3 protein-coding genes are annotated in these 13,551 nt (G+C 59.6%); all 3 read right to left on the bottom strand.

The window, feature by feature from the left end:
• Positions 1 to 88: 88 nt before the first annotated feature.
• On the bottom strand, positions 89 to 11,650 hold the full coding sequence (locus ACETPC_RS16685; protein ID WP_380183227.1) for an Ig-like domain-containing protein: 11,562 nt from the start codon (positions 11,648 to 11,650) through the stop codon (positions 89 to 91).
• Positions 11,651 to 11,701: 51 nt separating this feature from the next.
• The gene (locus ACETPC_RS16690) at positions 11,702 to 12,607 is read right to left on the bottom strand and encodes an OmpA family protein (protein WP_380183229.1); all 906 of its coding nucleotides are present in this window, start codon (positions 12,605 to 12,607) and stop codon (positions 11,702 to 11,704) included.
• A gap of 96 nt (positions 12,608 to 12,703) precedes the next feature.
• Positions 12,704 to 13,081, bottom strand: a complete 378-nt coding sequence (locus ACETPC_RS16695; RefSeq protein WP_380183230.1) for a transcriptional regulator — start codon at positions 13,079 to 13,081, stop codon at positions 12,704 to 12,706.
• Positions 13,082 to 13,551 lie beyond the last annotated feature (470 nt).

Consider the following 13,551-nt stretch of genomic DNA (forward strand, 5'->3'; position numbering starts at 1 on the left):
AAATTTAACAATTTTTATATTTCCATTGTTATCTTCCCTGCAGCCATGAAAAGCAGGCCGGCGGCATCCACCGTCGGCCTTATGGACATCAGATAACGTTCATTCCTTGTTGAATCATCAACTTCACGGTTGAATCGTCATTGCTGACATAAACGTTCCAGGTCACGCCATCTTCGGTTTTCGCCTCGGCGCTTTCCGTCCAGAGCGACAGATCCAGATTGACCGTATCCTTCGCACCTTCCGCTGAAGCTTTGCCATCATCGCCGGTGATGCGCAGTACAAATTCATCCTGCTGCTCGCCTGCGGTGATATCCAATACATCTTCAGGACGGATGGTCAGTACCTGCGCCGCATTGTTTCCCATATGAATGGTTTCAATACCGGACAGCTTGTTGGAAACCGATCCTAAATCCAGATCGTTGTTGGAATCCCACACCAGCGTATCCTGACCCGCCCCGCCGTTGATGCTGGTAAAGTTGGTGCTGCTGATCACGATGGTATCGTCGCCTTCGCCTGCATCGACCGTTGCGGCATTACGCGCGTCCAGAACATCGTGCTCGCTGGTACCGTACATCTGGGTTTGCGCCGGTACGTAGTCAATCAGCGTCACGCTTTCGTCGTCCGAACTCAGACCCAGCGTGGTTTCCAGATCCACCAGGCGCGCCTTGATCGCCGTGCCGCTGCCGTCGCCCACGCCGTGGTCGGTCCAGGTGATCAGCAGCTGGCCGCCTTCGATAAAGGCGGCGTCCACCTCGTCCTGCACGCCGTACGTCAGCTGGTTGACCTGCATCTCCTGGCCAACCTTGTTGCCGTTCTTGTCGAAGAACTGCACGTAAATACCAAAGGTATTCGCGCCCGGCGCCGGATCGGTCTGCGAGGTATAAACAGCCGCGAAGCTGCCGTCCGCGCGGCTGACCACGCGCACCATCTGCTGGTCGTTGGCGGTGGCGGTGTTGACCATAAACTCGCCGCCGAGCGCGTTGCCGTCCGCGTCGTACAGGCGGCCCCAGACGCTCAGGCCGCTCTGGTCCGGGCCGCCGTTGTCGGTGGAGTCCCAGGTCACGATAAAGTTGCCGTTGTCCAGCGCGGTGATGCTGGCCGAGGCCTGGTTGCCCGCCTGGGTCTGGTTCACCTTCACCTCCTCGCCCAGCGCCTGCGTGGCCGGATCGTAAGTGCGGTAGCAGACCTCGTAGCCCACCGAGCTTTGCGTCACGGTGTAGCTGATCACCAGGGTGCCGTTGCTCAGCTGGGTCACGGCGGGCAGCGGATACCAGGTGTCGAACAGGCCGGTGCCCATGCCGGTTTCGCACAGCTGGGTTTCGGCGCTGACCGGGGAGCCGTCGGCGTCGTACTGGCGGCCGAACACCACCCATTTGCTGTTGACCACCGCCTGCCAGACCACCATGTAGCCGCCGCCGTCGAGCGCGACGATTTCCGGCTCGCCCTGGCGGGTGGCGGTGCCGCCGGAGCTGATGTTGAACTCCGCGCCCTTCGCCGTCACGCCGGTGACTTCGCCGTCGGTGTTGTAGCTGTAGGTATAGGTCTGTCCCTTGACGTAGCTGGCGCTGCCGGAGGCCGGGCTGCTCCAGACCACCTGGATGTCGCCGTTGGCCAGCACCGCCACCTGCGGGTCTTTCTGGTCGCCGGCGGTAGTGCTGTTAATCACGAACTCGCCGCCCAGCGGCATGCCCTGGGCGTCCAGCAGCTGGCCTTTGATGCAGGTGCCGGCGCCGTCGCCGGAGGCGGACTGCCAGACCACGATGGAGCCGCCGTCCGGCAGCGCGGCCACGGCGGAGACCGTCTGGTCGCCGGTGGCGTCGGTGTTGACGGCGAACTCGGAGTAATAGCCGGCGTTGATGTCCACAATCACCGACTCCACGCCGTTTTTGGCGCCGTCCACCTTGTCGGACTGCCAGCTGATATAGACGTTGCCGTCGGCCATCAGGGTGGCGTCCAGCACGTGGCTGACGTCGAAGGAGTCGCCGCCGGAGCCCTGGTTGCCGTCGGTGGTGACGTTGACCAGGAACTCGCGGCCGAGGCGGTTATCCGCGGCGTCAAAGCGCTGGGCGTAGATGGCCGAGCCGCTGCCGTCGCCGCCCTCCGAGCCCCAGACCACCAGGTAGCCGCCGTCTTCCAGCGCCACCACGACCGGCTTGTACTGCTTGCCGCTGGTGTAGCTGTTGACGATAAAGTCGCCGGTGCCGATAACCTTCACCTGGCCGGTGGCGGCGTCAACGGCGTAGTGCACGGCGCGGATATCGGAGCCGTTCGCGCCGGAGTCGCTGCTGTCCCAGACCACGACAAAGCTGCCGTCCGCCAGGGTGACCACGTCCGGATAGTTCTGGGAACTGTCGGTGGTGGTGTTGACCTGGAAGGCGCCGCCGAGCGGCCTGCCGTCGGCGCCGTAAATCTGGCCCATAACGCCGGTGCCGCTGCTGTCGCCGGTGCCGCCGGTACAGCTCCAGACGGTCACGTACATGCCGCCGTGCGCCCCGTCGCTGAACACGGCCATTTCCGGGCCGCCGGTGGCGTTAAGGGCGGTGCCGGAAGCCACAATCACCTCGTCCGTGGCCGGCGTGTTGTCGGCGTTATAGATGCGCTGCATCACGGTGTTGGTGTTGACGTCGACCCAGGTGATGACGTAGCCGCCGTCGGGCAGCGCGGCCACGCCCGGGCAGTTCTGGTCGTTTTTTATGTTCTGGTTGACCAGGAACTCGTCGCTGACGGCCTGGCCGTCGGCGCCGTAGCGGCGCGCCACCACGCCGTCGTCGCTGGTATCCAGGCCGCCCTTGTTGGACTCCCAGACCACGATAAAGCCGCCGTCCGCCAGCGCCGCAACCTGCGGCGAATCCTGGTTGTCATTGGTGCGCTGGTTAACCTGCTGCTCCGAACCCACTTTGGTCACGCCGTCGGCTTCGTACATCTGCATGTAAACTTCGTAGCCGCTGGTGCCGTCGCCCTGCCAGATCACCACGATGCGGCCGTCGCTGAGGCGGGCGACGCTCGGGTTCTCCTGGTTGCCGGCAACCGTAGTATTCACCTGCACGGTATCGCGTAGAAGATCGTAACCGCTTAACGCCGCGCCTTCGATCGCCACAGGATCGCCAGCGTTATTCGCTTTGTCAGTGGCAAAAATAGTGCCTGGTTTTCCAAAGCCCAACGGATTTGGCTCGATTGTCCAGCGTCCGTTTTCATCAGCGATGGCCGTATAAATCTTCCCGTTGGCATCGGTAACGGTGACCGTGGCGCCCGCTTCGGTCTGGCCGCTTAGCGTATTTTGGTTGTTAACCGATATGCCTACGTTTGGCGCCAGATAGTCGGAGTTCACGGTAGCCGCCGGCTGGTAATCAATCAGCGTTGGCTCTTCGCCAGCGGCTGTTTCATGTACCAGACCCAGCGCGCTCTCCAGATCCACCAGGCGCGCCTTGATCGCCGTGCCGCTGCCGTCGCCCACGCCGTGATCGGTCCAGGTGATCAGCAGCTGGCCGCCTTCGATAAAGGCGGCGTCCACCTCGTCCTGCACGCCATACGTCAGCTGGTTGACCTGCATCTCCTGGCCAACCTTGTTGCCGTTCTTGTCGAAGAACTGCACGTAAATACCAAAGGTATTCGCGCCCGGCGCCGGATCGGTCTGCGAGGTATAAACAGCCGCGAAGCTGCCGTCCGCGCGGCTGACCACGCGCACCATCTGCTGGTCGTTGGCGGTGGCGGTGTTGACCATAAACTCGCCGCCGAGCGCGTTGCCGTCCGCGTCGTACAGGCGGCCCCAGACGCTCAGGCCGCTCTGGTCCGGGCCGCCGTTGTCGGTGGAGTCCCAGGTCACGATAAAGTTGCCGTTGTCCAGCGCGGTGATGCTGGCCGAGGCCTGGTTGCCCGCCTGGGTCTGGTTCACCTTCACCTCCTCGCCCAGCGCCTGCGTGGCCGGATCGTAAGTGCGGTAGCAGACCTCGTAGCCCACCGAGCTTTGCGTCACGGTGTAGCTGATCACCAGGGTGCCGTTGCTCAGCTGGGTCACGGCGGGCAGCGGATACCAGGTGTCGAACAGGCCGGTGCCCATGCCGGTTTCGCACAGCTGGGTTTCGGCGCTGACCGGGGAGCCGTCGGCGTCGTACTGGCGGCCGAACACCACCCATTTGCTGTTGACCACCGCCTGCCAGACCACCATGTAGCCGCCGCCGTCGAGCGCGACGATTTCCGGCTCGCCCTGGCGGGTGGCGGTGCCGCCGGAGCTGATGTTGAACTCCGCGCCCTTCGCCGTCACGCCGGTGACTTCGCCGTCGGTGTTGTAGCTGTAGGTATAGGTCTGTCCCTTGACGTAGCTGGCGCTGCCGGAGGCCGGGCTGCTCCAGACCACCTGGATGTCGCCGTTGGCCAGCACCGCCACCTGCGGGTCTTTCTGGTCGCCGGCGGTAGTGCTGTTAATCACGAACTCGCCGCCCAGCGGCATGCCCTGGGCGTCCAGCAGCTGGCCTTTGATGCAGGTGCCGGCGCCGTCGCCGGAGGCGGACTGCCAGACCACGATGGAGCCGCCGTCCGGCAGCGCGGCCACGGCGGAGACCGTCTGGTCGCCGGTGGCGTCGGTGTTGACGGCGAACTCGGAGTAATAGCCGGCGTTGATGTCCACAATCACCGACTCCACGCCGTTTTTGGCGCCGTCCACCTTGTCGGACTGCCAGCTGATATAGACGTTGCCGTCGGCCATCAGGGTGGCGTCCAGCACGTGGCTGACGTCGAAGGAGTCGCCGCCGGAGCCCTGGTTGCCGTCGGTGGTGACGTTGACCAGGAACTCGCGGCCGAGGCGGTTATCCGCGGCGTCAAAGCGCTGGGCGTAGATGGCCGAGCCGCTGCCGTCGCCGCCCTCCGAGCCCCAGACCACCAGGTAGCCGCCGTCTTCCAGCGCCACCACGACCGGCTTGTACTGCTTGCCGCTGGTGTAGCTGTTGACGATAAAGTCGCCGGTGCCGATAACCTTCACCTGGCCGGTGGCGGCGTCAACGGCGTAGTGCACGGCGCGGATATCGGAGCCGTTCGCGCCGGAGTCGCTGCTGTCCCAGACCACGACAAAGCTGCCGTCCGCCAGGGTGACCACGTCCGGATAGTTCTGGGAACTGTCGGTGGTGGTGTTGACCTGGAAGGCGCCGCCGAGCGGCCTGCCGTCGGCGCCGTAAATCTGGCCCATAACGCCGGTGCCGCTGCTGTCGCCGGTGCCGCCGGTACAGCTCCAGACGGTCACGTACATGCCGCCGTGCGCCCCGTCGCTGAACACGGCCATTTCCGGGCCGCCGGTGGCGTTAAGGGCGGTGCCGGAAGCCACAATCACCTCGTCCGTGGCCGGCGTGTTGTCGGCGTTATAGATGCGCTGCATCACGGTGTTGGTGTTGACGTCGACCCAGGTGATGACGTAGCCGCCGTCGGGCAGCGCGGCCACGCCCGGGCAGTTCTGGTCGTTTTTTATGTTCTGGTTGACCAGGAACTCGTCGCTGACGGCCTGGCCGTCGGCGCCGTAGCGGCGCGCCACCACGCCGTCGTCGCTGGTATCCAGGCCGCCCTTGTTGGACTCCCAGACCACGATAAAGCCGCCGTCCGCCAGCGCCGCAACCTGCGGCGAATCCTGGTTGTCATTGGTGCGCTGGTTAACCTGCTGCTCGAAACCCACTTTGGTCACGCCGTCGGCTTCGTACATCTGCATGTAAACTTCGTAGCCGCTGGTGCCGTCACCCTGCCAGATCACCACGATGCGGCCGTCGCTGAGGCGGGCGACGCTCGGGTTCTCCTGGTTACCGGCAACCGTGGTGTTTACCTGGATCGTATCGGTCAACAGTTTGCCGTAGCTGCCCAGCGCCGCGCCCTGGAACGCCTGCGCCTCGCTCTGGTTGCCGGAAGGATCTGTCGCATAGATGCTGCCCACTTCGCCGGTGCTCAGTGGATTCGGCACCATCAGCCAGCGACCGCTATCGTTCGCCACTGTGCTATGGGCAACGCCATTGACATCAACAACGGTCACGGTTGCGCCAGGTTCCGTCAGGCCGCCCAGCGACTCGTTGCTGTTTTGGGTAATGCCGACGCCAGGCGCTGTGATATCCAGTACGAAGTTCCAGTAACTGCTCTGTTCACTCTGGTTACCCGCTTCATCGGTAGCCGTCACGCTGATGCTGTGTGCGCCTTCCACCAGATTAGTGGTCGGCGTGTAGCTCCAGTTACCTTTTTCATCAGCTACCACGCTGCCCAGCTTTTTGCCGTTGTCGTAAAGGGTCAGGGTGCTGCCTGCTTCTGCAGTTCCGCTAAAAGTTGGCGTCGGATCGTCAGTAACATTGCCTCTGGCGACGGAAGTAAACTGGATTGATCCAACATCGTCGCTCAGAGAGTTAACGAGCGGCGCTTCTGGCGCGGTGCTGTCGATAGTCAGCGTAAAGCCCGCCTGCGCCTTGTTGCCCGCGCTGTTGGTGACTTCTGCCGTCCAGCTGTGCTTGCCCTCGCTCTGCTCCGGCAGCACAAACGACCAGCTGCCGTCGGCCGCCGCGGTGGCGGTACCCAGCGCCGTGCCTTCTTCGTCGCGGATGGTGACCACGGAGCCCGCCTGCGCCTTGCCCTGAAGTTCCGGCGTGACGTCGTCGGTTATGCCGTTATTGGCGACCGCGCCCCGGATGCTGCCCGCGTTATCGATAGCCTTGCCGATGCTGACCTCAACCGCGCTGGTATCCACGGTAAAGCTCACCTTGTCCGATGCCGTTTCGTTACCCGCCGCATCGGTGATAACCGTCTGCAGGCTGTGCTCGCCGTCGGCCTGTTCGGTCAGCTGCAGCGACCAGTCGCCGTTTTCGTCCACGGTGGCGCTGCCCGCTTTTTCGCCGTCCACGTAGACGGTCACGGTGCTGCCCGCCTCGCCTTTGCCTTCCAGCAGCGGGGCGCTGTCGTCGGTCGTGCCGCCCGCGGCGATGACGCCCTGAACCTCGCCCTGGTCGTCGAGCAGATCGGCGGTGGCCGCCTCCGGTGCCGTGGTATCAAGCACTATCGGGAAGCCGCCGGTTTCCGGCGAGGAAACGCCTGCCGCGTTTTCTGCAGTGGCGGTGAGGCCGTATTCGCCGTCTTCGCCCAGCGCTTCGGTGGTCACCGTCCAGCGGCCATCTTTATCCGCGGTGGTGGAGCCGACCTCGCGGCGGTTGCCTTCGCTGTCTGTGGCCCAGACAGTGACGGTCAGGCCCGCGCCTGCGGTGCCGCTCAGGGTCGGGGTTGCGTCGTTGGTGGCCTGGCCTTTTTGCAGCGCGCCGCTGTAGTCGCCGTCGCTCAGGGCCACGTCGTCCGTCAGGCTTTCAATGGCAGGCGCAGCGGGCGCGCCAATCAGCAGGCTGAAGTCCCAGCTTTCGTCGTCGGTGCCGCTGACCTGCGGGCCGACGTTGCCGGCAAAATCCACGGCCGCCACGGTAAAGCCGTGTGCGCCGCTTGCCAGCGCGATGGACGGCGTAAAGCTCCACTCGCCGGTGGTCTGATCTACCTCGGCCCGGCCAATTTCCACGCCCGCGTCATAAACGGCGACCTCTTTTACGCCGCTTTTCAGCGCTTCGGCGGTGATAACGCCTTTATATTCCGGCTGGCTGTCGTCGGTGGCGCCGCCGTCGGCAATCGGGCCCTGAACCGCGCCCACGTCGTCCAGCAGCGTGATGCTGCCCGCCACGAAAGACGCGTCGCCGTCCGGCGCGGTAACGTCAATGGTGAAGTCCCAGCCGTCATCGTTGGTGCCGCTTGTCTGCGGGCCTTCCTGACCATAACGATTTACGGCAGAAGCGCTGTATTGATGCGCCGAGCCGTCTGCCAGATCGGCTTCCGGCGTAAAGCTCCAGCTGCCGTCCGCCTCCACGGCAACGCTGGCGACCAGCTCGCCATTATCGTAAATATTTACGGAGGCGATATCGCTGGTTGCCTTGCCGCAATAGGTCGGCCGCATGTCGTTGGTCACGCCGCCGTCGGCGATAGTACCGGTGATCGGGTCTATGTCGTCGGTCAGCGTAATACTACTGACGATTATGCCCGAGGTCTCGTTGTCCGGAGGTTGTACATTCGGCCCATCGGTCAGGGTGCTGGCCTCGTTGCCTGCGCTATCAGTGGCGGTAACCGTTACCTCTTTATCGTCCGGGGACAGCGGATTTTCCATGCTCCAGTTGCCATCTTTATCGGCTGTAGTTTCTCTGGTGGTGCCGTCCGCTAGCGTTACGGTTATTGTGGCTTCCGGCTCGGCAGTACCCGCCAGCGTGGTATCGTCATTGATCGCCACGGTCGGCGTTTCCGTGCTGATATCCAGCGTAAAGTCCCAGCTTTCGCTACGCGCGCTTTCATTACCCGCTTCGTCGGTAGCCGTCACGCTGATGCTGTGTGCGCCCTCCACCAGGTTAGTGGTAGGCGTGTAGCTCCAGTTGCCTTTTTCATCGGTTATCACAGCGCCGAGCACTCTGTCGCCATCGTAAAGGGTCACGGTGCTGCCCGCTTCGGCGGTTCCGCTGAAAGTTGGCGTCGGATCGTCGGTTACACCGCCTTTTTCCACGCCGTATTCCGGCGATTGATAGAGGCCGACATCATCGGTAATAGCGGTAATGATTGGCGCTTCTGGCGCGGTGCTGTCGATGGTCAGCGTAAAGCCCGCCTGCGCCTTGTTGCCCGCGCTGTTGGTGACTTCTGCCGTCCAGCTGTGCTTGCCCTCGCTCTGCTCCGGCAGCACAAACGACCAGCTGCCGTCGGCCGCCGCGGTGGCGGTACCCAGCGCCGTGCCTTCTTCGTCGCGGATGGTGACCACGGAGCCCGCCTGCGCCTTGCCCTGAAGTTCCGGCGTGACGTCGTCGGTTATGCCGTTATTGGCGACCGCGCCCCGGATGCTGCCCGCGTTATCGATAGCCTTGCCGATGCTGACCTCAACCGCGCTGGTATCCACGGTAAAGCTCACCTTGTCCGATGCCGTTTCGTTACCCGCCGCATCGGTGATAACCGTCTGCAGGCTGTGCTCGCCGTCGGCCTGTTCGGTCAGCTGCAGCGACCAGTCGCCGTTTTCGTCCACGGTGGCGCTGCCCGCTTTTTCGCCGTCCACGTAGACGGTCACGGTGCTGCCCGCCTCGCCTTTGCCTTCCAGCAGCGGGGCGCTGTCGTCGGTCGTGCCGCCCGCGGCGATGACGCCCTGAACCTCGCCCTGGTCGTCGAGCAGATCGGCGGTGGCCGCCTCCGGTGCCGTGGTATCAAGCACTATCGGGAAGCCGCCGGTTTCCGGCGAGGAAACGCCTGCCGCGTTTTCTGCAGTGGCGGTGAGGCCGTATTCGCCGTCTTCGCCCAGCGCTTCGGTGGTCACCGTCCAGCGGCCATCTTTATCCGCGGTGGTGGAGCCGACCTCGCGGCGGTTGCCTTCGCTGTCTGTGGCCCAGACAGTGACGGTCAGGCCCGCGCCTGCGGTGCCGCTCAGGGTCGGGGTTGCGTCGTTGGTGGCCTGGCCTTTTTGCAGCGCGCCGCTGTAGTCGCCGTCGCTCAGGGCCACGTCGTCCGTCAGGCTTTCAATGGCAGGCGCAGCGGGCGCGCCAATCAGCAGGCTGAAGTCCCAGCTTTCGTCGTCGGTGCCGCTGACCTGCGGGCCGACGTTGCCGGCAAAATCCACGGCCGCCACGGTAAAGCCGTGTGCGCCGCTTGCCAGCGCGATGGACGGCGTAAAGCTCCACTCGCCGGTGGTCTGATCTACCTCGGCCCGGCCAATTTCCACGCCCGCGTCATAAACGGCGACCTCTTTTACGCCGCTTTTCAGCGCTTCGGCGGTGATAACGCCTTTATATTCCGGCTGGCTGTCGTCGGTGGCGCCGCCGTCGGCAATCGGGCCCTGAACCGCGCCCACGTCGTCCAGCAGCGTGATGCTGCCCGCCACGAAAGACGCGTCGCCTTCCGGCGCGGTGGCATCAATAGTGAAATCCCAGCCGTTGTCAGCGGTACCGCCGATCTGCGGGCCGATATTACCTGCCTTATCGACGGCAGCAGCGGTATAGGTATGCGCAGAGCCATCGGTCAGTTCGATATCCGGCGTAAAGCTCCAGCTGCCGTCCGCCTCCACGGCAACGCTGGTCACCAGTTCGCCATTGTCATAAATGTTGACGGTGGCGATATCGCTGGTAGCCTTGCCGGAGTAGGTCGGCCGCTTATCATTGGTCACGCCGCCGTCGGCGATAACGCCGGTAACGGGATCCACATCGTCGGTCAGAACGAGGCTTTCGCGGACAATACCGGAAGTTTCGTTGTCCGGTGCAGTAGCATCAATAGTAAAGTCCCAGCCATCGTCGGCGGTGCCGCCGATCTGCGGGCCGATATTGCCTGCCTTATCGACAGCGGCAGCGGTATAGGTATGCGCAGAGCCATCGGCTAAATCGGTTTCTGGCGTAAAGCTCCAGCTGCCGTCCGCCTCCACGGCTACGCTGGCAACCAGCTTGCCGTTATCGTAAATATTCACGGAGGCGATATCGTTGGTAGCCTTGCCGGAGTAGGTTGGTTGTGTATCGTTGGTCACGCCGCCGTCGGCGATAACACCGGTAACGGGATCAACGTCATCCAGCAGGCTGAGGCTTTCCGGATCGAGGCCAGAGGTGATATTGTCCGGTGGCGTCACATCCGGACGTTCAACGATAATGGTTTCAGATGCGTTACCTGCGGGATCGATTACCGTGATTTCGTTGGTTTCGCCTTCGCTAACAGGATTCGGCTCTACCTGCCAGTTGCCTTCATCGTCGGCAACTGTGGTAGTTTTCTCACCTGTTACCGGATCGGTAATCACCACGGTAGCATTTGGCTCTGCCTTACCGGCAAGCTGCTCGTCATCGTTCACGGTCACGTTCGGTGGCTGAGGCGCCACGTTATCGATAAAATCGATGGCCGCTGAGGCTTCATTGCCTGCCTGATCGGTAACGGTAACCACCAGTTGACCGTTCGGCTGGCTGTTTGGCGCTTCCGCACTCCAGTTACCCTGGCTATCGGTTTGCGTAGTGATGACGCTGCCATCGGGCAGGGTAATGGTGACCGTAGCGTCTGGCGCGTTGCTGCTGCCGCTGATTTCTGGGCGACCATCGCTATCGGTATCCGTCGGTTCATTAATGGTTATCTGCAGCGTTTTATCTGCGGCGTCTTCGCTATCGCCGTTGTGGCTTAAAGCGAAGGCGGCGCCTGCTGCAGCCAGGCCGCCGGCGCCAGCCAGCAGCAAAGGCAGCCAGGCAAAGTCATTCTCGTTATTTTCAGTGGGATTGGCGCTGGTATGGCCTTCGCCGCCCAGCGCAACTTCGCTTTCCGCGCCTTCTGCCAGTTCTGCTGGCGCATCTTTACTATCGCCAGTGAGCGGGATATATTCGTAATATTGTCCGTTTTCAGCGCGGCCGATCACGCTAACTTCATCATTGTCATAAAAGCCTTTGATAATAATATCTTCCGTCTCACTGCCGGAAAATATTAATACCAGATCTTTGCCTACGCGTTTAAGGCTGACGACCTGCGGCGCTAAACCCGTAGTTTCATCAATAAGCTCAATATTGAGCTTACCTTTTGCTGGCAGGCCAAGGATAAAGGGCGATTTTTTTTCTGCTGAAATTTCATAAGTATTCAGAATGCCGCGGGTGCTACGTACATTTATTTTTATGTTGTTGTGCATATGTTTATTCACTCAATCTATGTGTCTGGTGTTTTAAAGAGGCTAAATAGGTTATTTTTTTGACTCAATGTTGGGCGAGTCATAAACTTCCAGGGAAACGCGCCTGTTTGGTTGGTTACAGCTAATAATGTCGGCGCGTTTGTGGTATTGACGATCGCAATCTGCGACCAGCAGTTTTTCCGCGCCAAAACCGTTTTTAATAATCAAAGAATTATCTATGCCGTTATCGGTTAACAGGCGCGCGACGGTTTCCGCTCGCTGGCGAGAAAGGTGGAGGTTATAGCTGGCGTCGCCTACAGGATCGCTGTAACCATTTACTACTATTTTCGACAACGAGGGATATTTATCCTTTAACTGCCGGGAAAGTTCCTCAACGACCTGACGGCCCTCTTTTTTGATACCCGCATAGTCGCTTTTGCCAAAACGAAATAGCGTAGTGGCATCAAGAAAGAAAACCTCGGCAGGGCAGTGCGTATGCGCGGCAACCCGGCTTAAGGTATGAGCCTGGATATGCAGACTCGACACAAGATCTCGCGCCTGATCTTCATTAACAAAACGGCCCTGGATAATACCGTTGTCTTCCGCATCAATCTGATAAAAGGCGGCATCGCCTGCTTTCAGGTTGCGATAAACCTTATGACCGGAAGAAGCCTCTTCGCCTTCAGGCACAATATTAATACTGTTGATACCGGGACAAACGTTGGCAATCCATGTCCGCTTTTCCGGTAGGAGCGTCGAGTGATAGTCATTATTAATATAAATTTTCAAAGGAGTAGCGTTAGCGCCGGCGCGAGCCAGACGAAAAACAACAATCCTTGTGGCGCCTGTGGCCGCAAGCGGCTCCTGTGCTCCTGCAACGCTCATTGTCCATGGCAGGGACGGCGCTTCCTGTGCCGCGGCAGCAGAAACGGCAGAACAGCATAACAGGAAAAAAGCTATTGCTTTGATATAAGACATATTTCTACCTTAAATAACAACTATTTTATGTATGAGGAAAAGTTCATCCGTGACTTAAAAATGGATTACACTTAATAAGTTATAAATAACCCAGGGTCAATTCGTCATAAAGTAATAAGGTTTGACGTTCTCTGTTTTTACCCGATAGCCCTTTTTTACTCGCTTAATAAAATCTTCCGGAACGCCTGACAACATAAGCCTGTATTTTAACGACTGCATAACCTGCCACAGGCGTGAGACAGAAGACTGCAGGCCGTACTTGTCCCAAACGTTTAACAAAATCTCTTCATCTGTAACTTCACCTCCCTTTTCTTTAGTTTCCAGTAAAAAAATAAGAAGCCTTAACATCGTGTTACGAAGGATATAGCTTTGTTTATTATCCGGATGCGATTTAACATTAATAATTTTCCCGGTGTTTATTTCAAGTTGAACATCATTGCCAATGTAATATCCAGCCAGGACTGCTTTTATCATTAAAGACCTTTTTTTAACGAGGTAGATGTCGATGCAACAATTTTTACCGTTCTTAATTAAGAGGGGTGAGCGAATTTTTACTAAATTTACGGGGTGAAGTAAATCAACAGACCTTAATAATAAGTGATAAATTTTTTATTCTTATTGTTTTGAGATGCTAAGGTTTTCTCAGGATTTAAGTCTGTTTAATTGTAGAAATTAACATTTTATTCTGGTGATTAAGCTTGTTCAGGAAATAAAGTAGCCGGAACCCGGTAGTTAACTAATAAGGATATTATTCTAAAGTTTCATAAAAAGAGAGCAATGATTCTGGAAAGGGCGGGAACCCTTTAGCGAGGTTGCTATTTTTGAATAAAAATTAACTTTAATTTTTCATTTATAACAGTTTTGGCGACTCGGTAAGAGCGCTAGCGCAGTAGTTTATTCTTTAAATTAAAAGACTGGATGATTACATCTACTAATTGTGGGGG

Origin of the sequence: Pantoea sp. sgz302252, from assembly GCF_042610525.1 — a bacterium.
In the GTDB taxonomy this organism is placed as follows: Bacteria; Pseudomonadota; Gammaproteobacteria; order Enterobacterales; family Enterobacteriaceae; genus Erwinia.

Coding starts and splice junctions, on each gene's coding strand:
- ACETPC_RS16685 (WP_380183227.1), bottom strand. CDS start 11,650: ATGCACAACAACATAAAAATAAATGTACGTAGCACCCGCGGCATTCTG.
- ACETPC_RS16690 (WP_380183229.1), bottom strand. CDS start 12,607: ATGTCTTATATCAAAGCAATAGCTTTTTTCCTGTTATGCTGTTCTGCC.
- ACETPC_RS16695 (WP_380183230.1), bottom strand. CDS start 13,081: ATGATAAAAGCAGTCCTGGCTGGATATTACATTGGCAATGATGTTCAA.